This is a genomic window from Cellulosimicrobium marinum (genome assembly GCF_020551945.1).
Classification (GTDB): domain Bacteria; phylum Actinomycetota; class Actinomycetes; order Actinomycetales; family Cellulomonadaceae; genus Cellulosimicrobium; species Cellulosimicrobium marinum.
Genome location: NZ_JAJBZH010000002.1, coordinates 142624 through 163241 on the forward strand (window position 1 = coordinate 142624; position 20618 = coordinate 163241).

Annotated in this window: 22 protein-coding genes; 13 read left to right on the plus strand and 9 right to left on the minus strand. The window is 74.8% G+C overall.

Annotated features, from left to right (window positions below; translation table 11 throughout):
- Position 1: 1 nt before the first annotated feature.
- Positions 2 to 6076: a PKD domain-containing protein gene (locus tag LGQ04_RS04470; RefSeq protein ID WP_229242502.1), complete on the minus strand. Its 6075-nt coding sequence runs from the start codon at positions 6074 to 6076 to the stop codon at positions 2 to 4.
- A gap of 117 nt (positions 6077 to 6193) precedes the next feature.
- Here LGQ04_RS04470 and LGQ04_RS04475 point away from each other — a divergent pair, with 117 nt between their 5' ends.
- Positions 6194 to 7213: a hypothetical protein gene (locus tag LGQ04_RS04475; protein ID WP_229242503.1), complete on the plus strand. Its 1020-nt coding sequence runs from the start codon at positions 6194 to 6196 to the stop codon at positions 7211 to 7213.
- Between the two features lie 36 nt (positions 7214 to 7249).
- Here the strand turns inward: LGQ04_RS04475 and LGQ04_RS04480 are convergent, their stop codons facing one another.
- A complete protein-coding gene (locus LGQ04_RS04480) occupies positions 7250 to 7900 on the minus strand; it encodes a fasciclin domain-containing protein (RefSeq protein ID WP_229242504.1) in 651 nt (216 codons plus the stop codon).
- A 233-nt stretch (positions 7901 to 8133) separates the two neighbouring features.
- Here LGQ04_RS04480 and LGQ04_RS04485 point away from each other — a divergent pair, with 233 nt between their 5' ends.
- The gene (locus tag LGQ04_RS04485) at positions 8134 to 8595 is read left to right on the plus strand and encodes a hypothetical protein (RefSeq protein ID WP_229242505.1); all 462 of its coding nucleotides are present in this window, start codon (positions 8134 to 8136) and stop codon (positions 8593 to 8595) included.
- On the opposite strand, the gene LGQ04_RS04490 is transcribed toward LGQ04_RS04485, so the two are convergent.
- Both LGQ04_RS04490 and LGQ04_RS04495 read right to left on the minus strand, forming a co-directional pair.
- Positions 8555 to 9355: a cation efflux transmembrane domain-containing protein gene (locus LGQ04_RS04490; RefSeq protein ID WP_229242506.1), complete on the minus strand. Its 801-nt coding sequence runs from the start codon at positions 9353 to 9355 to the stop codon at positions 8555 to 8557. The genes LGQ04_RS04485 and LGQ04_RS04490 overlap by 41 nt on opposite strands.
- Positions 9352 to 9687 carry an ArsR/SmtB family transcription factor gene (locus LGQ04_RS04495; RefSeq protein WP_229242507.1) on the minus strand — a complete coding sequence of 112 codons (336 nt, stop codon included), beginning with the start codon at positions 9685 to 9687 and terminating at the stop codon, positions 9352 to 9354. Before LGQ04_RS04495 ends, LGQ04_RS04490 begins: the two co-directional genes overlap by 4 nt.
- Positions 9688 to 9842: 155 nt before the next feature.
- Here LGQ04_RS04495 and LGQ04_RS04500 point away from each other — a divergent pair, with 155 nt between their 5' ends.
- Entirely contained in the window at positions 9843 to 10331 is a 489-nt protein-coding gene (locus LGQ04_RS04500; protein ID WP_229242508.1) for an SRPBCC domain-containing protein, read from the plus strand.
- Complete coding sequence (locus LGQ04_RS04505) at positions 10328 to 10654, plus strand: ArsR/SmtB family transcription factor (RefSeq protein WP_229242509.1); 327 nt, start codon at positions 10328 to 10330, stop codon at positions 10652 to 10654. The genes LGQ04_RS04500 and LGQ04_RS04505 overlap by 4 nt, the downstream gene beginning before the upstream one ends.
- Positions 10655 to 10751: 97 nt before the next feature.
- On the opposite strand, the gene LGQ04_RS04510 is transcribed toward LGQ04_RS04505, so the two are convergent.
- The 5 genes from LGQ04_RS04510 to LGQ04_RS04530 form a co-directional block, all read right to left on the minus strand.
- Entirely contained in the window at positions 10752 to 11954 is a 1203-nt protein-coding gene (locus LGQ04_RS04510) for an epoxide hydrolase family protein (RefSeq protein ID WP_229242510.1), read from the minus strand.
- A 56-nt stretch (positions 11955 to 12010) separates the two neighbouring features.
- Positions 12011 to 12832 carry an anti-sigma factor gene (locus LGQ04_RS04515; protein ID WP_229242511.1) on the minus strand — a complete coding sequence of 274 codons (822 nt, stop codon included), beginning with the start codon at positions 12830 to 12832 and terminating at the stop codon, positions 12011 to 12013.
- On the minus strand, positions 12816 to 13394 hold the full coding sequence (locus LGQ04_RS04520; protein WP_229243008.1) for an RNA polymerase sigma factor: 579 nt from the start codon (positions 13392 to 13394) through the stop codon (positions 12816 to 12818). The genes LGQ04_RS04515 and LGQ04_RS04520 overlap by 17 nt, the downstream gene beginning before the upstream one ends.
- Positions 13395 to 13461: 67 nt before the next feature.
- The gene (locus LGQ04_RS04525) at positions 13462 to 14148 is read right to left on the minus strand and encodes a class F sortase (protein ID WP_229242512.1); all 687 of its coding nucleotides are present in this window, start codon (positions 14146 to 14148) and stop codon (positions 13462 to 13464) included.
- Positions 14145 to 15035 (minus strand): DUF4397 domain-containing protein, encoded by an 891-nt coding sequence (locus tag LGQ04_RS04530; RefSeq protein ID WP_229242513.1) that lies wholly within the window; start codon positions 15033 to 15035, stop codon positions 14145 to 14147. Before LGQ04_RS04530 ends, LGQ04_RS04525 begins: the two co-directional genes overlap by 4 nt.
- A 121-nt stretch (positions 15036 to 15156) precedes the next feature.
- Between LGQ04_RS04530 and LGQ04_RS04535 the strand changes: the two genes are divergently transcribed.
- From LGQ04_RS04535 to LGQ04_RS04575, 9 genes are all read left to right on the plus strand, one after another.
- Positions 15157 to 15708 (plus strand): universal stress protein, encoded by a 552-nt coding sequence (locus LGQ04_RS04535; protein ID WP_229242514.1) that lies wholly within the window; start codon positions 15157 to 15159, stop codon positions 15706 to 15708.
- The gene (locus LGQ04_RS04540; protein ID WP_229242515.1) at positions 15696 to 16154 is read left to right on the plus strand and encodes a FluC/FEX family fluoride channel; all 459 of its coding nucleotides are present in this window, start codon (positions 15696 to 15698) and stop codon (positions 16152 to 16154) included. Before LGQ04_RS04535 ends, LGQ04_RS04540 begins: the two co-directional genes overlap by 13 nt.
- Positions 16151 to 16528, plus strand: coding sequence for a fluoride efflux transporter FluC (locus LGQ04_RS04545; protein ID WP_229242516.1), 378 nt, complete (start codon positions 16151 to 16153; stop codon positions 16526 to 16528). The genes LGQ04_RS04540 and LGQ04_RS04545 overlap by 4 nt, the downstream gene beginning before the upstream one ends.
- Before the next feature lie 147 nt (positions 16529 to 16675).
- Positions 16676 to 16954, plus strand: coding sequence for a hypothetical protein (locus LGQ04_RS04550; RefSeq protein ID WP_372469947.1), 279 nt, complete (start codon positions 16676 to 16678; stop codon positions 16952 to 16954).
- Positions 16955 to 17304: 350 nt separating this feature from the next.
- A complete protein-coding gene (locus tag LGQ04_RS04555; protein WP_229242517.1) occupies positions 17305 to 17862 on the plus strand; it encodes a SigE family RNA polymerase sigma factor in 558 nt (185 codons plus the stop codon).
- Positions 17859 to 18542: a hypothetical protein gene (locus LGQ04_RS04560; RefSeq protein ID WP_229242518.1), complete on the plus strand. Its 684-nt coding sequence runs from the start codon at positions 17859 to 17861 to the stop codon at positions 18540 to 18542. Before LGQ04_RS04555 ends, LGQ04_RS04560 begins: the two co-directional genes overlap by 4 nt.
- A 21-nt stretch (positions 18543 to 18563) precedes the next feature.
- The gene (locus LGQ04_RS04565; protein ID WP_229242519.1) at positions 18564 to 18863 is read left to right on the plus strand and encodes a hypothetical protein; all 300 of its coding nucleotides are present in this window, start codon (positions 18564 to 18566) and stop codon (positions 18861 to 18863) included.
- A 133-nt stretch (positions 18864 to 18996) separates the two neighbouring features.
- Positions 18997 to 20142: a winged helix DNA-binding domain-containing protein gene (locus tag LGQ04_RS04570; RefSeq protein WP_229242520.1), complete on the plus strand. Its 1146-nt coding sequence runs from the start codon at positions 18997 to 18999 to the stop codon at positions 20140 to 20142.
- Between the two features lie 27 nt (positions 20143 to 20169).
- Positions 20170 to 20601, plus strand: coding sequence for a VOC family protein (locus LGQ04_RS04575; RefSeq protein ID WP_229242521.1), 432 nt, complete (start codon positions 20170 to 20172; stop codon positions 20599 to 20601).
- The last annotated feature ends 17 nt before the right edge of the window (positions 20602 to 20618 follow it).

Sequence of the window (20618 nt, forward strand, 5' to 3'; positions counted from 1 at the left end):
CTCAGGAGCCGCAGAGCGTCGCCACCACCTGACCCGTCCCCGGGTGCCCCGGGTTGCCCTGGTACCCGGGGTCGGTCCGCACGACGACGACCTTCTCGACCGTGCCCGTCGTCACCGACCCCTTCTTCACCGGGTCGGCGGTCACGACGACGGCCATGTACGGCGGCACGGTCGCCGGCGGGTGCCCGCTGTTGCCCGGCCGGGAGGTCCACGTCGCGCCGCAGGTCGGCGTCGCGCCGTCCTCGCCGACGAACCCCTTGAAGGCGTTCGGCCCGCCGCCGTTGCGCGAGGCCCACTGCGACCCCCAGAAGTACACGTCGTCGCCGTCACCCGGGGCGGTGTCCGCGCCGACCGCGTAGAAGCCGCCGACCGGCCACGACCAGTCCTCGCACGCGTCGCCGGTGCCGTCGCCGTCGGTGTCGGTCTGCGCCGGGTCGGGGTACGCGGGGCACACGTCCACCCCGTCGTCCACGCCGTCCCCGTCCGTGTCCGGGTCGAGGTACGTCGCCGTCACGGTGCACCGGGCGTCCTGCCCGACGACGAGCGTGACCGTGCCGTCCGCGGCGCAGTCGCCGCCCACGACGACCGTGTAGCCGTCGGGAGCGGTCGCCGCGACGGCCCGGGTGCCTGCCGTGGTCGCGACGGGCACCCCGTTCGTGACCGGGGCGCCGTCGAGGGTGAGCGCGACCTCCGACACCTCGGCCGTGCCGCCGTCCACCACGACGTCCGTCGTGACGACCGGGGCGACGTCGTCCACCGTGACGACGCACGTCAGGTCGTCGCCGTGCTCGAGCGTCACGGGCGCCGCGCACGCGTCGGACAGCGTGGCCGTGTAGCCCGGCGGCACCGTGCCAGGCGCGACGGAGTACGTCCCCGGCGCGAGCTCGTGGACCACGCCCTGAGCGTTCCCGGTCGCCACGGCGACCACGGCTCCGTCGCGGCTGACCTCGACGGCGACGTCGGCCGGTGCCGCCGTCCCGCCGGCGTCGTTCACGACGCGGGTCACCACCGTCAGGCGGGGCCGCTCGACGACGGTGTCCGTGTCCGTCGCGGTGTTGTTGTCCGGGGTGAGGTCGGCGCCGTTCGCGCCGTCGTCCACGGCGTGCGCCGTCACCGCGAGGGTCTCGCCGTGCCCGGGCAGCACCCGGACGGTGAGGGTGCGCGTGAGGGTGGCGCCGGCCGCCAGGTCGACGGACGGCCAGGTGACGACCTGGCCCGCGGAGGTGCCGTCGTCGGACGCGGCGACGAACGACACCCCGGCCGGCAGCGTGACCGTCAGCGCGGCGCCCGCGGCGTCCGCCTCACCCGTGTTGGCGACGCTCACCGTGTACTCGACCTCGTCGCCCACGCCCACGACGGTCCGCCCGTCGTCGACGGTCGTGACGAGGTCGGGGCGCTGCGTGATCTGCGTGACGCACCCGGAGAGCAGCGCCTCGAGCACCGGGGTGGGGTTCGCCCCGAACGTCCCGATGTCGAACACGGCGCCGCCGCTGCCCAGCGCGAGGTCCTGGTAGCCCTGCGACCCCGTGCCCGGCGTGACGATCGAGTAGAGCACCGCCCCGCGAGCGGCGAGCGCGGCGCGCGCGTCCGCGACGGTCACGCCGAGGGCCTGCTGGACCGGCTCGTCCGCGACGAGGACGAGGCACACCCCGGCACCCGGTCGCAGTCCCGCAGCCGGGCCGAGGGCGTCGACGATCGCGTTCACGCCCGGCTCCGTCCCCCCGCTCGTGGTGAGCGCGGCCGCGGCGGCGGTCACCTCGTCGAGGTTGTCGGTCGGCGGGACGTGCAGGTGGGGGAGGTACCCGGCGCGCCCCGGCAGGTCGTGGTCGGACCCGGCGCCGAAGCCCCACAGCCCGATCTGGTGGTCGATGCTCGCGGCGAGCTGGTTGGAGATCGACACGACGTTGTTGCGCACCGCGGCCTGGTAGGAGCCCATGGACCCCGACTCGTCGACGAGGAACACCACGTCGCCCGGCGGCCGCAGCGCGGTGCTCACGGCGTCCGTGTCGGTCGCGGCCCGGCGCACCCGGTCGCCCGCGTACGTCCCGGTGACCGTCCCGCTCGGCCCCGCGAACGGCAGCGTGCCGCGGACCGCGCCGTCCGTGTCCGTGACGAGGGTGGTGGTCGCGCCGCCGAGGTCGAGCGTCACGTCCGCCCCGGGGAGCGGGGTCCACGTCTCGCGGTCCCACAGCACCGCCCGCACGTCCACGTCGCCGCCGGCGGCCGTCCCGGGGACGGGGTGCACCGACAGGTACGTGCGGCGCGTGCTCACGGTCACCGTCGACGTGTCGGTCCGGGAGCCGCCGTCCTTGTCCGTCACGGTGAGCGTCGCGGTGTACGTGCCGGCCTCGGTGTAGGTGTGGGGCACGCGGACCGTGCTCGTGGAGCACGGCTGCACGTCCGCCGTCGTGCCGTCGCCGAACTCCCAGCGGCACGCGAGCGTCGCGCGGTCACCCGTCCCGGGGTCGCTCGCGCTCGCGGCGGGCGTCCAGGCGGCGTCGACGAAGACCGACGTGTTCGCGCCCGCGTCCGCGGTCGGCGGCGCGTTCGTCACGGTCACGGTCCGGGTCGTGCTGCCCTGCCCCCCGCGCGAGTCGGTGACGTCGAGGCGCACGTCGTACGCGCCGTCGTCCCCGAAGGCCTTGGCCGGGGCGAGCGTGCCCGTGGTGGTGGACCCGTCGCCCCACGTCCACGTGCGGGCCGTGACGGCACGGTCGGGCGTCGGCGTGGTGTCGCGGAACGTCGCGCTCGTGCCCTCGGCGACGGTCGCCGGGCCGCTCGACGCGACGGCGGGCGGCGTGACCACGGTCTGGGGGAGCGTCGTGCTCGCCGTGCGACCCGCGGCGTCCGTCACGGTGAGCGTGACGTCGTACGTGCCGGGCGCCGCGAACGTGTGCGTGGGGCTCGGCTCCGCGGACGTCGTGCCGTCGCCGAAGTCCCACGCCCACGCGACGACGTCGTCGTCCGGGTCGCGCGTGGTGTCGCGGAACGTCACCGTCGCGTCGCCCACCTGCCCCGTGAGCAGGCGCAGCTCGTCGACCGCGACGTAGCCCGTCGTGCCCCAGCGGTCCCGGGCGTCCAGCCGGGCGAAGCGCGCCTCCACCGGGCGGTCGAGGGGGAAGGTCTGGAGGGAGGCGTCGTTCGCCAGCCGCGCGGTGAGCGCGGCGGCGAGGTCGTCCGGCGCGGAGCCCGTCGTGGACACCGACACCTGGAAGTCGCGCAGCCGCGACCCGGACGACGCGGAACGGACCTCGACGGCGTCGACGAGGTACCGCGCGCCGAGGTCGAGCGTCACCCACTGGTCCGTGACCTGCCCGCTCGCGCTGCGCCACGGGCGCGACCCGTCCGGGTAGTCGACGTCCACCATCTCCTGGGCCGCGTACGTGGTGGACGCCTGGCTGGAGTACCCGGTGACGCTCGCCCCGTGGTGCACCAGCGCGACGTCCGTCCGGCCAGCGTCCGGCAGCGGGGAGAACGACGGCACGGGCGGGCCGGACACGTCGACGGCCCGGGTCACCACCTCGGACACCGCGCCGAGGGTGTCCGTCACGCGCAGCGCGACGGTCGCGTCCGCGGCGAAGACGTGCTCGGGCGACTGCTCCGTGCTGTCCACGTCGAAGGTCGTGCCGTCGTGGTCGAGGTCCCACTCCCAGCGGGCGATGCCGTCGGCATCCGTGGACGCGTCCACGAGACGGACCGGCGCGCCGATCTCCGGCTCCGCGGGCTCGACGGTGAACGCGGCCACGGGCCGGTCCGTGACGACGACGTCCTGCGTGACGTCCGACGACTCGCCGTCGTCGTCCGTGACCGTCAGCGTCACGGGGTGGCGGCCGGCGGCCGGCCACACGTGCTCGACCGAGGCGGTGGTCGCGTCGGTCGTGCCGTCGGCGTCGAGGTCCCACGCCCGCGAGCGCACCTCGCCGTCGGGGTCGGTGGAGGTGTCGGTCAGCGTGACGGTCTCCCCGACGACGCCCGGCTGGGGCGCGACGTCGAAGCCCGCCTCGGGCGGACCGGAGTCGCGCGTGCCCGGGTCGCAGTCGTCGTCCACCCCGTTGCCCGGTACCTCGGCCGCGCCGGGGTGGGCCGTCGCGTCGTCGTCCGCGCAGTCCACGTTCGCGCGCCAGCCGTCGCCGTCGGCGTCGGGGTGCACCACGAGGACCGACCAGCGGGCGGTGCGTCGTGCAGTGCCGTCGGACACGACGGCGCGCACGTCGTGCGCCGCGGGGTCCGCGGTGGCCGCCGTGACGGTGAACGTGCCGCCGGTTCCTGCGGGCTCGCCGTCGAGCTCCCACGTGGGGACGAGGGCGCCGCCGTCGCGACCCGTCCCCGTCGCGGACAGGTCGACCGACGACCCGATCTCCACCTCGACGACGCCGGCGTCGGGTGCCGGGCTGAGCCCGCCGATCGTCACGCCCGTCGCGCCCGCCGTCGTCGACACGGTCGCGACGTCCACGCCCAGGCGCCCGTCCGCGTCCGTGACCTGCACCGCGACGAGGTGGTCGCCCGTCGTCGTGGGCGTGACGCTCGCCGTGGCACCGGTCGCGTCGTCGAACGCGCCGTCGCCGTCGAGGTCCCACGCCACGGTCGCGCAGGTGGTGCACGTCGCCGTGACGGTCACCGACCCGCCCAGCTCCACCGTGTAGGGCCCGCCGGCGTCCACGACGGGGCGCTCCGGGACGCCGCGTGCGGCGACGGCCGTCTCGAGCTCGGCGACCACGGGACCCATGTCGTCCGCGATGCCGACGAACGCCGACGACATGGAGGCGTTGGCCGTCGCCTGGGCGTCCACGAGGTCCTCGACGGAGGTGAACGCGTGGTCGAGCTCGACGTCCTCGACGAGCACGCGGTTGAGCTCGTCGATCTCCGTGGGCGTGAACCCGGCGTTGCGCAGGGACCGCTCCTCGGCGTCCGCGAGCCCGTCCGCCGCCACGCGGTCCTGCAGGTCGCGCAGGTCCTGCGTCGCCACGTCGAGGTCGACCCCCTGCGCGTCGAGCGTCGCGAGGAACGCCGCCGCCGCGGTGTCCTGCTGCTCCAGGACGAGCGCGAGGTCCGCGGCCCTCGCCTGGACGTCGCGCCCGTGCATGAGGGCGGCCGCGACGTCGTCCTTCTCCGCGGCGCCCTGGTACTTCTCCATCGACGCGAGGTAGGAGCGCGTGAGGGTCTCCCCCTGCGCGGCCGTGTCCGCCCAGTCCGCCAGGGCCGCACCCACGGGGTCGCCCGACGGCCAGTCGAACCGCGCCACGGTGCCCGGGAGGACCGGGTCGGCGAAGTCCGGGTCCGGCGGGTCCGCCGCGATCCCCTCGTAGTGCCGGGAGTGGTTGACGACGGTCCGCACGACCTCCATCTGCAGCCGCAGCGTGTCCTGGATGCTCACCGTCGGGCACCAGGGGCTCACGGGTGCGCCGCCGGGCGCCGCCGGCACGAGGGGCGTGCTGCACACGTACGTCAGGTAGAACTGCATGAAGCCCGCCATGTCCCGCACCATCGCGGCCGAGACGAGCTCGTACGTGCTGTACACGGTGAACAGCACCGTGTACGCGAGGGCGGCCTCCCGCCAGTGGTCCGCCTCCGCCGCCGCGGCGCTCTTCATGGCGGCGATCGCGCCCGACGGGAGGTCCGGCACGCTGCTCGGGATCGCGACGGAAAACGCCTCGCGCTGGATCGAGTCCGACCCGTCGAAGACGCCGTTCTGGCACGTGTCCTCGACCACGTCGTACGTGCCCGTCCCGAGGGTGCCGCCGGGCGCCGTGATGGCGACCTGCTCGTCGATCACGGCGCTGCCGAGGAGGAAGCTCTGGATCGTGTTCGGCGTGCCGCTGACGTCGGACAACGTGCCCCCCGCGCTCACGGAACCCGTCGGCACGACGTACACGTCCGACGTCGTCTCGATGAAGTCGCAGTCGCGCGTCAGCCCGCCCGTCTCGATGAGGACCACCTCGTTGGGCCCGTAGACGGACTTCCCGAACTGGAACGTGGCGGCGTTCGCCGCGGCCGGGGCGGCGACCACCACCGAGCCGCCGGCGGCGAGCGCCGTGGCGAGCACGGCGGCGGTGAGGGCGCGGGCAGGGGTGCGCATGCGGGTCTCCCGTCGGGTCGGGCCGGCGGAACGCCGTGCGGGGACATCCTCGCGGCGCCCGGTCCGGGTGTCGAGGATGAAGTTCGCCCGTCGGTGCAGGTCAGCGAGGGTGACACGGTGCGTGAGGCACACTGGTCCCGCCCGGACGGCCCGGGGAACACGCGACCGCAGGGGGTGGGGACGATCCCCGGACCGCAGCGCCCTGGACAGCAGCACCCCGGACCGCAATACCCCGGACCGCAGGACCCGGGATCGGAGCACGGCCCCGACCCGACCGGCGTCGACCTCTCGGCCCTGCGCCGTCGGGCCACCGGGGGCGAGGCGCGCACGGTCCGTGCGCTCGCGCTCGCGGGCGAGCTCGGCGAGCCGAGCGCGGAGGCCGCCCGGGGGGCGGCACGTGCGGCGCCGATCGTCGCGGGCGTCGTCGGCGGGCTGCTGCTGCTCGTCCTCGTCGCCTCCTACGTCGTCATGCTGGCGCAGAGCGGCCTCGACGCCGGCGACCTGCTCGTGTTCCTCGTCCTCCTCCTGCTGGCCGCCGTGGTGACCGGCGGGGTCGTCCTGCTGGTGCGGTCCGCGCAGTCGCGGTCGTGGCGTCGCCGGGCCCTGCTCCTCGCGCTCGCCCGCGCTAACGGCGCCCGCTTCGAGGTCGCAGCACCGCCCGACGGGCTGCCCGACCGCCTGTTCCGCCACGGCCCCGGGCGGCAGGTCAAGGACGTCGTCGCCTGGCCCGACGACGCGGGCGGCGTCGTGTGCGGCACGGCGACCGCGGCCAGTGGCCAGTACGCCGTCGTGCACCGGTTCGTCGTCGTCCCGCTGGACCTGTCCCCGTCGGAGGCGGACGGCCGCGTCGTCGTCGCGCTCGGCCACCGGGACGGCATCGTCCAGGGCTTCCCGCCGCTGCTCTCGCGCGACTCGACCCGCACCGTGTACGCGACGGCTGACGACCGCCGGCTCGCCGAGCGTGTCGTCACCGACGACCTCGCCGCGCTCCTCGCCGAGCCCCGCTACGGCCTCGACGCCGAGGTCGCCGACGGGCGGTTCGTCGCCTGGACGCCCCTCGCGCCCGACCCGACGGACGAGCGCGCCTGGCGCCACCTGCTCGTCGTCGCCGCCACGGTGCGCGCGACCACCCGCTGAGCGGACGGCGCGCGCACCCTGGCGGCGCGCCGGGCGTCAGAGGTCGAGCGGGCGCAGCACGGCGGTGATGCCGTGGGCGATCTGCGCGTTGCCCGTGTTGAGGTCGAGCTTGCTCTTCACGAGGAACGGGTTGACGTCGTTGCGGTCCTGGTCGACGAGGCGGACGAGCGTCCACTTCGTGCTGAGCACGTCGACGCGGAAGGTGCCGCCCTGGGCGGTGGTGAGCGCCGCGTCGTCGGACGCGAGCGCGGTGCGGGAGTCGATCGTCGCGCCCGGCACCACGTGGTAGAGCAGCACCTGCTCGACAGCGTCGATGCCCACCGCGCCTGCGATCCGGTTCAGGACGCCGGCCTCGGTCCGCTCCCAGCGGTGGGTGAGGTCGAACGCGAGGAGCTGGAAGGCACGGTCGTTCGGCAGGAACGCCGTCAGCGGGACGGTGCCGTCGGCGAGGACGGCGACGGGGCTGTCCGGCTTCGCCGCGAGGACGGCGGCGACCGCCTGGTCGACGATGTCGTAGTCGTACCAGTTGCGGTCGAACGTGTCGCCGTCGGAGGCGAGGACGGCCGCGAGGCTGTTCGTCCCGGGCGCGGCCGTCGCGCTCGTCGCGGCGGCCACGACCGCCGTCGAGGCGAGGACCGCCGCGGTGGCGGCGGCGGTGGTGCGGCGGAGCGTGCGTCGGAGGTTCATCGTCGAGTCCCTTCGTCGGAGCACGGGCGACCCGCGGGTCGCCGGACGTCGTGTCGACGTCCACCCCTTCTTCCGTCGCGGGGGCCCGGTCGGATGCACCCGTCCTGAGGTGACTCAGGCGACGTGCGCACCGTGCCTGAGGGGTGCCGCCCTGCACGACGGCGCGCCCGACCGATCCGGGACCGCCCACCTCAGGACGAGCGTGGGTCGCAGACCGACGAAGGGACGCGACGATGATCTGGAGAACGACCCGGTGGACCGCCACGCGTGCAGCGGTGCTGGTGACGGCGGCGTGCGGCGTGCTGGTCGGCTGCGTGGGCGGGGTGCCCGAACACGACCTGACGATCGCCCAGGTGACCTACCGGGGCATGCCCGCGGAGGGCGGGGAGATCCTGCCCGCGCTCGACCCGGACGAGCCCGGGATCGGGTTCACGCGAGGCGCCGACCCGCAGACCGTGAACGTCGTGACGGTCGGGTCGAGCTCGTGCCCGCTCACCCCGGTCGACGTCGAGTGGGACCCGCGGGAGCGCACGCTCGCGTTCACGTTCGGCCGGCGCGCGGACCGCGAGCACCGCCCGTGCACGCTCGACGTCACGCCGACGACGAGCGTCGTGCACGTCCCCGACCTGCCTGCCGACGAGCCGGTGAGCGTCGTCACGAACGCGGGGACGATCGTCCTTCCGGCGGCGCGCTGACCCGCAGCGGGACGGCGACACCGTGCCGAGCACGGGACGGGGTGCAGCAGCCGTCCGCGCACGCTGCGGCGTCGTCCTCGGGGGCCGGGGCCCGGGTCGCGGCGTCGTGCGCGACGAGCACGGAGGCGGGGGCGCAGCACGCGTCGCCGCGCCACGCCTCGACGCCCTCGCGGACGGCGAGCGCCGCGATGACGAGCGCCGCGACCGGGTCGGCCCACGACCAGCCGAGGGTGCTGTGGAGGACGAGACCGACGAGCAGCACGGCGGACAGGTAGGTGCAGATCAGGGTCTGCTTCGAGTCCGCGACGGCGGACGCCGACCCGAGCTCGCGGCCGGTGCGACGCTCGAACCAGGACAGGAACGGCATGACGGCGAGGCTCACCGCGGCGAGGACGATACCGACGGTCGAGTGGTCCGGCTCGGCGGCCCCGAGGAGCGAGCGGGCGGCGTCGACCGAGACGAAGACGGCGAGCCCGAAGAACGACACGGCGATGAGTCGCATCGCGAGGCGTTCGCGCCGGTGCGGGTCGGGGGCGGCGAACTGCCACGCGACCGCCGCGGCGGACAGCACCTCGACGACGGAGTCGAGCCCGAAGCCGACGAGCGCGGCCGACGACGCGATCCGGCCGGCGGTGATCGCGACGACCGCCTCGACGACGTTGTAGGCGATGGTCGCGCCGACGACCCAGCGGATACGTCGTTCGAGGACGGCGCGACGGTCGGCGGACAGGGGGCGGTCGGTGGCTGCGCGGAGGGTCATGAGCAGGTGCATCCCTCGGGTCCGCAGCACGTCGGGTCGACGGCGACGACGAGGCGGAGGAGGTCGTCCAGCGCGGGGGCGAGGTGGGCGTCGGCGAGCCGGTACCAGGTGCGACGCCCGTCGGGGATCGACTCGACGAGCCCGCAGCCCCGCAGGCACGCGAGCTGGTTCGACATGACCTGCCGGGACACCCCGAGGGCGTCGGCGAGGTCGGACGGGTAGGCGGGCGCCTCGCGCAGCGCGAGGAGGATGCGCGCGCGCGTCTCGTCCGACAGGGCGTACCCGAGCCGCGCCAGGGCGGCGGTGTGCGTGAGGGTCACGGTCTCGGCCATGGAATGACAGTACACGCGATGCTGAATTCAGAACAGGGTGTATCGCAGCGATCGAGAGCGCACAGAAAGTGCAACCCAGGGGTTGCGCCGGGCTGGCGACCCGTGCAACTCTGGAGTTGCACATCCACACATCGGTACGACCTTGGGAGACGATCATGACCACCACGAATGAGCCCGCCGTCGTCGACGAGGCCACCTTCACCGTGCGCCGCACCGTGCGGATCGAGGCCGGTGTCGAGCGCGTCTGGGCCGCGCTCACGCAGGAGGACCTCATCAGCCAGTGGTTCAGCCAGCGCACGACGCTCCCCGAGCGTCGCGTGGGCGCCGAGGGCGTCCTGAGCTGGGACGACTACCCCGACCAGCCCGTGCGGATCGAGGAGTACGACGAGCCGTCCGTCTTCGCGTTCCGGTGGGCCGGACCGGCGGGGGAGCCGCTGCGCGAGGACAACTCGACCGTCGCGCGGTTCACGCTCGTGCCCGACGGCGACGCGACCGTCCTCACCGTCGTCGAGACCGGCTTCGAGCACCTCGCCGACGCCCGCGCCGCGATGGAGGACCACCGGGGCGGCTGGACGAGCGAGCTCGACGAGCTCGTCGACCTGCTCGAGGGCGCCGCCGTCCCTACCCGGGGACCGGCGGCGTGAGCGGCGCCGCCACCGGTTCGCTCACCCCGGTCTTCGCGGCGCTCGCGGACGACACCCGATGGCGCATCCTCACGGAGGTGGGGCGCGCGGACCTGTCGGCGTCGGCCCTCGCGGAGGTCCTGCCGGTGAGCCGCCAGGCGATCGCGAAGCACCTCGCGGTGCTCGCGGAGGCCGGGCTCGTCGAGCCGGTCCCCGTGGGCCGGGAGGTCCGCTACCGCGCGCTCGGTGCACGCCTCGCCGAGACGGCGCGCGCGCTCGACACGATCGGCGCGGCGTGGGACCGCCGGCTCGCGGCGATCAAGCGGATCGCGGAGTCGCCCTGACCCGGCGTCTCGTCGAACGCGGCACCAGAGGCCGAGCGCTGCACCCGCGGCCGAGAGATGCGCTCCGGAGCGCATCTCTCGGCCACGAGTGCGTCATTCATGCGTGCAGCCGCAGCTCGCGGACGAACGCGCGCAGGTCCGCGACGAGCAGACCCGGCTCCTCGAGAGCCGCGAAGTGCCCGCCACGGTCGGCGTCCGTCCACCGCACGACCGTGTTCTCCTGCTCCACGAACCGGCGGATCGCGATGTCGTGCGCGAGGTTGAGCACCGCGAGCGGCGTCTCGGACCGCTCCTTCGGCGTGCCCCAGCCGCCCGACTGCGCGTAGACCGTCATCGCCGCCGACCCCGCCGTCGCCGTGAACCAGTACAGCGACACGTTCGCGAGCAGGACGTCGCGGTCGAGCACGTCGAAGACGGGCGCGTCGACCGGCCAGGTCCACGCCTGGAACTTGTCCATGATCCACGCCAGCTGCGCGACCGGGCTGTCGGCGAGCATCGAACCGACGAGCCCGGGGCGCGTGGCCTGGATCGAGATGTACCCCATCTGCGACCAGGAGAACGCCTCGATGTCCGCGACGGCGCGGCGCTCGCGGTCGGTGAGCGCGGCCTCGACGTCGGGGGCGAGCGGCAGCTCGGGCATCGGCCCGGTGGTGCCGTTCACGTGCACGCCGATCACCCGGTCGGGGGCGACCCGTGCGATCTCGGGCGAGATCCCCGCGCCGGCGTCGCCGCCCTGCGCGACGAACCGGTCGTAGCCGAGCCGCGTCATGACCTCCGCGAACGCGCGCGCGACCCGCGTGTCGTCCCATCCCGCGTCCGCGAGCGGGCTGGAGAACCCGAAGCCTGGGATGGACGGCACGACGATGTGGAACGCGTCGGCGGGGTCGCCGCCGTGGTCCTGGGGTTCCGTGAGCGGGCCGACGAGGTCGAGGAACTCCACGAACGAGCCGGGCCAGCCGTGGGTGAGGACCAGGGGCGTCGCGTCCTCGTGGCTCGACCGGGCGTGCAGGACGTGGATGCGCTGACCGTCGACCTCGGTGAGGAACTGAGGCACGGCGTTGACGCGGTCCTCGAACGCCCGCCAGTCGAACGCGTCACGCCAGTACGCGACGGTCTCGCGCAGCCAGGCGTCGGGCACGCCGTGGGACCAGTCGGCCGCGCCCTCCGCCTCGGGCGCGCCCCACGGCGCGGCGGGAAGCTGGTCGGCGAACCGGGCGCGCGCGAGCCGGGCGCGCAGGTCGTCGATCGCCGTCTGCGGGACCTCGATACGGAACGGGGTGAGGAGCGGGTTCGTCGTCATGGGACGAGCGTCGCAGGAGAAGCGGTCAGGTTCCGGCCTCTTCTCGGCGGCGCCCGTCAGACGTCGAGCGGTCCCCGCACGACGGAGTCCCCGGAGTGGGCGGGGTCGCCGTCGAAGTGCTCCTCGGACACGTCGACCACGGGGAACGCCGCGAGGTCGAGCCCGTCCGGGACGTCGAACCGGCCCTCCGCGCCCTCCAGGACGCCGAGGCTCACGAGACCGCTCACGTCCTCGGCGAGCAGCCACACCTCGCGGTACGTGCCGTCGGGTGCGGGCGCGTCGACGCTGACGACGACCTGGCGCCGGCCGTCCGCCGTCTCCTCGACCCGTGCCTCGCCGCTCGACCCCTGCCAGTCGGGCAGGGCCGCGAGGTCCGCCGTCGCGACCGTCGTCTCCGGGGGCGCGAGCTCGCGGCGCTCCCACCACGCCCCGCCGGCGACCCCGACGACGAGCGCCAGGCACGCCGCCGCGGCGACGGGGAGCCACGCCCGACGGCGGCGCGGCGCGAGCGGCACGACGTCCGCCCCGGTGCTCGCCGCCTCGCCGGACGCACCGGCAGCGTCGGGCTCCGCCGACCCTGCGGGCAACGCCGACCCACCGGGCAACGCCGACCCACCGGGCACCGCCGACCCACCGGGCACCGCCGACGTGCTCGCGTCGTCGAGGCCGAGCTCGTCGCGCACGGCGACCCACACGTGGTCCGGGGGAGCGACGGGCGCGTCGTCGCGGGCCGACCGCGCGACGTCGACCACGTGGCCGAACGCGGCCGCCGCGTCGGCGCACGACGCGCAGGTGGCGAGGTGCGCGCGCGCGTCGTCGTCGAGCACGTCCTCGCCGAGCGCGAGGAGCGCGAGGGTCTCGTCATCGATGTGCTGCACCGTCCACCTCCAATCGGTCGCGCAGCCTGATCAGGCTCCGTCTCACGTGACTCTTGACCGTACCCAGCGGCAGCCCGAGCTCGTCCGCGATCTGCACGTGCGTGAGGTCGCGGAAGAACGCGAGCTCGAGGATCGTGCGCCCCGGGTCGCCGAGCCGCCGCAGCTCGTCCGCGACGAGCACGCGGTCCGCGACGTGCCGCACGTCGTCCTCCGTCACCGGGGGGTTCGGAGCCGACGTCGCGGCGGCGTGCTCGGTGCGCAGCACCCGGGTGCGGGCCTCGTGCGCGTCGGCGACGCGGTGGCGCGTGATGCCGACGATCCACGCGGGGAGCCGGGCCCGGTCGGGGTCGAACCGGTGGCGTCCCCGCCACGCGGACACGAACACCTGCTGGGTGACGTCCTCGGCGTCGGCCCGGTTCCCGAGGGACCGCAGCGCGATCGTGTGGACGACCGACGACCAGCGCCGGTACGCCTCGGCGAGCGCCTCCTCGTCGCCGTCGGCGAAGCGACGGCCGAGGTGCGCGACGTCGGCGTCGTCGACCGCGGTGTCGGGGGAGCTCAGGTCGTGTCCTCGGGTCTCGGGGCCGGCGCGGGGGCCGGACGGCGGGGCGTGGGCCGATCGTAACCGGTCACGCGCCCGTCGTCCGCTCCGCCGTGACGACGACGTTCTCCGTGTACGAGCGAGTCTGCGGGTCCCACTCCCCGCCGCACGTGAGGAGCACGAGGCGGGGGGCGCCGTCCCGGTCGAAGACGCTGTCGAGCGGCAGGGCGGCCTTCGCGACGTCCTCCACGCGGGTCACTGTGTAGTTGTGCTCGACGCCGGCGGTGTCGACGACGTCGACGCTCGCCCCGGGGGCGAGCTCGCGGAGCCGGGCGAAGGGGCCCGGCCCGTCGAGGTCGTCGACGTGCGCGGCGACCACGGTGGCTCCGGCGGGGCTCGCCGGGGCGGGGCCGAACCGGTACCAGGCGGCCGCGCGGGCGTCGTCGGGCAGGGCCATGCGGCCTTCGCCGTCGACGCCCTCGGGCACCACGACCATGTCGAGGTCGACGGCGGGGACGACGAGCCGGGCGGGCCCGGCGGGGGTCGGGGCGGGGGAGTCCGTGGCGGGACGGACGGGGACCGCGGGCGGCGACGCGCCCGGGGCCGGTCCGTCCGCCCCGCCGGTGCCCCCGCCCCCGGTGGGGGCGGGGGCGGTGTCCACCGCCGGGACGTGACCTCCGACGGCGGACCCGTCGGCGGGTGAAGGGGAGCACCCGCCGACGAGGAGGGCGGCGCCCACGGCGAGGGCTGCGAGCGTCGCGGGACGGGACGTCATGCCGAGCGGTGACCGGTCGTCGTCGGGCCACCGGCGGCACGGGCGTGCTGCTCGCGCATGGCGCGGACGAGCATGACGCCCGCGGCGACGAGGAGCAGGCCCACGGTGGACGCGGCGAACGCGATCGCGACGCTCGTCGCGACACCGCTCACCGACGACTCGGCGGCGAGGCCGGACATCCCGGCGGGCACGCCGGACGGCGACGAGTGCAGGCCCTCGACGGTCTGCGTGGCGAGGGCGAGGTTGTCCGCCTCCAGGCTGCCCCACGCGTACGCGATGGTGTTGACGCCCTCGGCGACGGTCACGTCGGCCGGGCCGAGCACCGGGTCCGTGGTGCCGGCGGCGGCGACCGCGGCGGGCACGGTCCCGGCGGGCAGGTCGAGGACCTCCTCGTCGGGGTTCTCCAGCCCGGTGATCACGGCCTCGTCCCCGGCGAGCACGTCGACGGCGGGCGCCGCGGCCACGTGCCGCACGGTGAGGCGGCCCTCGCCCGCGGCGGTCGGCGACGTGTCGTTGGTGAACAGGGTGGCGGTCGGCTCCCCGGCGGCGTCCAGGTGTGCCACCGCGGTGTAGCTCCCGCCCGCCTCCAGCGGCAGGTCGACCGGACCGATGACCGGCTCGCTCGCGTCCGCCGCGTCGGGCGCCGTGATCGCGACGCTGTACGACCCCGCGGGCAGGTCGAGCGGACCGGCGAGGTCGCCGGGCTGGAAGTCGTCCAGGGTGAGCTCGTCGTTCACCCACACGTCCACGGGCGTGTCCGGGACGCCGTGCAGGACGGAGAGCGAGGCGTTCTCCGCGGTGTCGGCCGACGCGGGGGCGAACGCCCCGAGGGCGACGAGTCCGACGGCGCCCGCGAGCGCGGCGCTGCGTCGTGCGGTGCGGTGCATGGTGTCCTCCAGGTGCTGGGCCCGGCGGGCCGGGCGAGATCTGCTGACACCTGTACTTCCGGCGGGGGGCACGATCCGGATGCACCGAGTTTTCCGCCGGGTGGCGCGCCATGATGGGGGGATGAGCCGCCGACCCGTGCCGCAGCCCGCCCTGGACCGCATGGTGCCGTTCGCGGGGCACGCGCTCGTCGTGGGCGTGGTGCCGGACCAGGACCCCCTCGTGGTGCGGACCGCGGTGTCGCTCGCGCGGGCGTTGGGCGGCGCGCGCCTCGTGTGCGGGTACGCGGACACGTCGCGGTACGTCGTCGCGGAGGCGCCCGACGGGTCGGTGACGCACGCGCCGCTGGACCCGGACGTCGTCGACGACACGGGGGAGGAGGCGGTCGCGGCGCTGCGCGCCCACCTCGACGACCTGCTGCACGACACGGGCCTGCCGTGGGAGCTGCACGACCTCGCGGGCCGCCCGGACCGTGCGCTGACGCACCTCGCGCGCGCGGTCGACGCCGCGGCGATCGTCGTGGGGACGCGCGCCCCGGGAACGGGGGCGCGGCTGCGGGAGGCCGTCGAGGGGTCGGTCGCGGCGCACCTCGCGCACCACCAGCACCGGCCGGTCCTGACGGTCCCGCTGTCGGTCGTGGACTGGAAGGAGCTGCGCACCCCGTGGGAGCGCTGAGACGTCGCACCCCGCTGCTGGCGCTCGCGGGCGTCGTCGCGGCCGGCGGGGCCGTGGGCACCACGGTCCGTGCGGCCCTGGAGTCGGCCTGGCCCGCGGCGGACGGCACCTGGCCCTGGACGACGTTCGCGATCAACGTCGTGGGGTCGTTCGTCCTGGGCGCGCTCCTGGAGACGCTGGTGCGCTCCGGCCCGGACGAGGGCCGACGCCGCGCCGTCCGGCTCGGGTGCGGCACCGGCGTGCTGGGCGGGTTCACCACGTACAGCACGTTCGTCGTGGAGGTGGAACGCCTCGCCGCCGGGGGCGACGTCGCGCTGGGCGTCGCGTACGCGGCGACGAGCGTCGTGCTCGGCGTGGTCGCGGCCGTCGCGGGCATCGTGTCGGCCGGGGCGGTCGCGCGACGCCGGGAGGCCGGGCCTCGTCGCACGGGACGGGGCCGCCCGTGAGCGCGCTCGCCTGGGTCGCGGTCGCCCTCGGCGGGGGCCTCGGCGCGGCGGCCCGCTTCCTCCTCGACACGGGGGTGCAGCGCCGCAACCGCTGGTCGACGCCGCTCGGCACCCTCGTCGTCAACGTCACCGCGTGCTTCGCCCTCGGCCTCCTTACCGGGTGGGGCCTGTCTCACCCCGCCCCGCCGGGCGGCGTCGTCGTCCCCGCCCTCGGCGTCGGCTTCCTCGGCGGGTTCTCCACGTTCAGCACCGCGAGCGTCGAAGCCGCCCGCCTGCTGCTCGCCGGACGACCCCTCGCCGCCGTGCTCCACCCGCTCGGCATGCTGCTCGCCGGACTCACCGCCGCCGTCGTCGGCATCGCGCTCACCGCCTGAGCGCAGATCTCTCCGGTTGGCGGGTAGTCCCCGAGCCGGGGCCGCGCAGCGCGTGCGGCGAACACCGAGGGGCCGCGGCTGTACTGGTCGGTCGGGCGCGACCTCCTCGAACGGCAACGTACGGCGGGTCGGGGCGGCAAGGCCGTCATGTCGCTGGTCGCGGACCTGCAGCGCAAGACTCCCGACCAGCGCGGCTGGGCACGTCGAACCTGCACGGCCCGCGAGGAGCGCGACTGGTACGCCGCGAGTGCCGCCGAGTACGTGTGGTCGCGTGCGGTGCTCGCGGAGGCCGGGATCGTCGAGCCGGTCCCCGTGAGCTACCGCGCGCTCGGTGCACGTCTCGCCGAGACGGCGCGCGCGCTGGACACGAGCGACGCGGCGTGGGACCGCCGGCTCGTGGCGATCAAGCGGATCGCGGAGTCCTGACCCGGCGTTTCGTCGAACGCTGCACAGACGGCCGAGAGATGCACCGCGGAGTGCATCTCTCGGCCGTTTGTGCGTCACTCGCGGGCCGCGCGTCAGGCGGTCATCGAGGACGAGCTCGACCAGCGGATCTGATTCACAGCTGCTCTGACCAGTGCAGACAGGCTCGTCCTCGTCGCCCTGCCCGTGTGTCTCGCGTTCATCCTCGGTCTCGATACCAGCCACGAGATGTGAGAGACGCGTTCGGCGACCTGTGCCGCACGCCCCCTAACCCCACGGCTCGATGCCGGGACGTAGCGTCTCAACCTCTCGGACGGGTCGTGCGTTGTCCTGGATGATCGGGAGGGTCAATGGTGGAGGTGCGGGTGGAGCAGGGGGCCGGGTCGGGCATCGTCGAGGTCGAGGCGTTGCTTCCGCTCGCGGTGACCGACCGGTCTCCGGCGGTCGAGTTCGAGGCGTTCGTGCGCGACTCGGGAAGAGCGCTGGCCACGACGGCGTACCTGCTGGTCGGTGACCGGCATCGGGCCGAGGAACTGACGCAGCAGGCCTCCGAGCGCGTGTGGCGGGCCTGGGAACGGGCACGGCAGGACCCGCTTCCGTACGCGCGGCGGGTGTTGGTGAACCTGCGGGTCGATCACTGGCGCCGACGGCGGCGCGAACGTCTCGTCGACGTCGTGCCCGAGCGCGCGCACGCGGCGGGAGACGACGCCGTGGTCCTGCGCGACGAGCTCGTGCGTGCGCTGATGACCCTGCCTCCGCGCCAACGCCGGATCGTCGTGCTGCGTCACCTGCTGGACCTGTCGGTCGAGCAGGTCAGTGTCGAGCTGGGCGTCACGCCTGGCACCGTCAAGGCTTCCGCGTCCCGCGGCCTTGCCGCGTTGCGCGTCGTGCTAGGAGAGGAGCACACGTGAACGACGACGACCTCGCCGCTGCGCTGCGCGGCCGACTGCACGCGGCGCCTTTCGATCCCGAGCTCGACCCTGCTGAGGTCCTCACCCGCGCCCGGCGTGCCCGCACGCGCCGCCGAGTCGGCCTGGTGACGGGGTCCGCTGTGGCGTTGGCCGCTGTGGCTGCCCTCGTCCTGCCAATAGCGCTCGGGTCGTCGAGAACGGACCCGAGTGACCGCCCGGACCTTGTTGTGCCCGCGAGCCCGCGCGACCTTCCGAGCACCGACCCCAGGTCGGGCGCCTCAGAACAGTCCACCCCCGAGCGCGACACGAACGGCATCCGGGTCTGTGAGAGCTACGGAACGCAGAGAGGGAGCACCGCGACCCGGCACGAGCCCGACGGCACGACCCTAGAGATCGGAGGGCTCGAAGGCTGGTGGAACTCAATCCCCGCTGACGGGGCTGGCGGCTACCTGCCTGTCGAGGAATGGCCCCAGCAGGTCCTCGACCACCCTGCGACGGTCACCGTGGAGACTGTTGGTGGCACCGTCCTCGAGTCCGCTGATCGGCGCACGTGCGGGCCTGTCGAAGGCTACGTGCCACCGCCAACCGAGACACTGCCCGCCGACGCGATCGTCATCCTGGATGCCGAGACGGGAGAGGTTCTCGCCGAGCAGCCGCTCAACACCCCGACCCAGCCGTAGCAGCCACATCGAGAGGACGCCGTGGACCCGATCCGCAGACAACGTCGCCTGACCGCTGGCAGGTGGCTTCTGGCTCTCGGTATCGCGCTACCACTGCTCGGCCTACACGTCAGCACCTGGGAAAGGAACTACCACGGCGGTTCGGTCTGGCACTTCGAGAACCAACGGGACCTCAGCACGGAATCGTGGAGCGAGGGCGCGATCCGCGCGAACGTGGAGTATCTGACCGTCGCCGGATCGCTTGCGCTCGTCGGACTCACACTCCTCGTCCTCGGACTGGTCGTCATAGTTCGCACGCAGCGTGACCGTAGACGTGGCTGAAGCGCCGACCGAGGCATCCGGTACGTCGGCACCCTCTCCTGCCGGACTTCTGCAATGAGCGGCGAGCGCGATGGACGTCGAAGTCCCGCCAGCCGGTGTGCACGACCCGCCCGTCCACGGCAGAGTCGACCGCGTGGGTGCACCGAGCCACCGCGCGCTCAACCGTGCGACGCTCGCCCGCCAGCAGCTGCTCGCGCGGGCCGACTCGCCCGTGCCCGACGTGGTGCGGCGCGTCGTCGCGCTCCAGGCCCAGCACCCCGCTTCCCCGTACGTGGCGCTGTGGAACCGTGTCGCCGGGTTCGACCCGGCGGACCTCGACGCGGCGATCGCTGACCGTGGCGTCGTCAAGGGCTCGCTCCTGCGGGTGGCGCTGCACCTCGTCCACGGCGACGACTACGCGACCGTGCACACCGCGATGCAGCCCACGTTGCGCGGGTCGCGCCTGCACGACCCCCGGTTCGCGGTGAGCGGCATCTCGATCGACGAGGCGCACGCGCTCGTCCCGGACCTGCTGGCGTTCGCCGCCACGCCGCGCAGCGCCGCGGAGCTGGAGGCGTGGGTGGACGAGCGCGTCCCGGACGTGCCGCGCGGGGCGTGGTGGGCCCTGCGCACGTTCGCGCCGCTGCACCACGTGCCCACGGGTGGCCCCTGGGGGTTCGGGACCCGGACGACGTTCGTCGCCGCGGGCACCCCCGCGCTCCCGCGGGACACGACCGCGCCCGACGCCGCCCTCGCCGACCTGGTCCTGCGGTACCTGTCGGCGTTCGGACCGGCGACCGTGCCCGACGTCGCGCAGTTCGCCCTCGTGCCCCGCGCCCGGGTGCGTGCCGCGGTCGCGACGCTCGGCGACGCCGTCGACCGGTTTCCCGGTCCGGACGGCGGGGAACTCCTCGACGTGCCGGGCGCACCCCTGCCCGACGAGGACGTCCCCGCACCGCCGCGACTCCTGGGGATGTGGGACGAGACGCTGCTCGCGTACGCCGACCGGTCGCGCGTCCTGCCCCCGGACCTGCGCCCCCTCGTCACGCGGTCCAACGGCGACGTCCTCGCGACCGCGCTCGTCGACGGGTACGTCGCCGGGGTCTGGCGGACCGTCGACCAGGCCGTGGAGGTCACCACCTACCGGCCCGTGCCCGACGCCGCGTGGCCCGCCCTGGAGGATGAGGCCCGGTCTCTCGTCGCGTTCCTCGCCGACCGGGACCCGCACGTGTTCTCCCGGTACGGGCACTGGTGGGACAAGCTCCCACCCGGCGAGGTCCGCACGATCGGGAGCGGCTGACCGCCTGGAGGTCGCTACGGTGGGGCGATGCCGACCGTGAAGCAGGTCCAGGTCACCTTCGACTGCGCGGAGCCGGTGCGTGTCGCCCGGTTCTGGTGCGACGTGCTGGGGTATGAGGTCCCGGTGCCGGAGGGATTCGGGTCGTGGGACGCGTTCGACGCCGCGCAGCCCGCCGGGGAGCAAGGGTCGTGGTGCGTCGCGCAGGATCCCACGGGCGCCGGGCCTCGGTTCTTCTTCCAGCGCGTCCCGGAGGGCAAGGTCGCGAAGAACCGGGTGCACGTGGACGTGCGCGCGGGCGCGGGCCTCGTCGGTGACGAGCGGCTGGCGACGCTGCGCGCGGAGAGCGCGCGCCTCGTGGCGCCCGGGGCGACGGAGCTGCGGGTGATGGAGGCCGACGGCGAGGAGGAGTCCTGCATCGTCATGCAGGACGTCGAGGGGAACGAGTTCTGCCTCGACTGAGACGTCGGGCCGTGTCG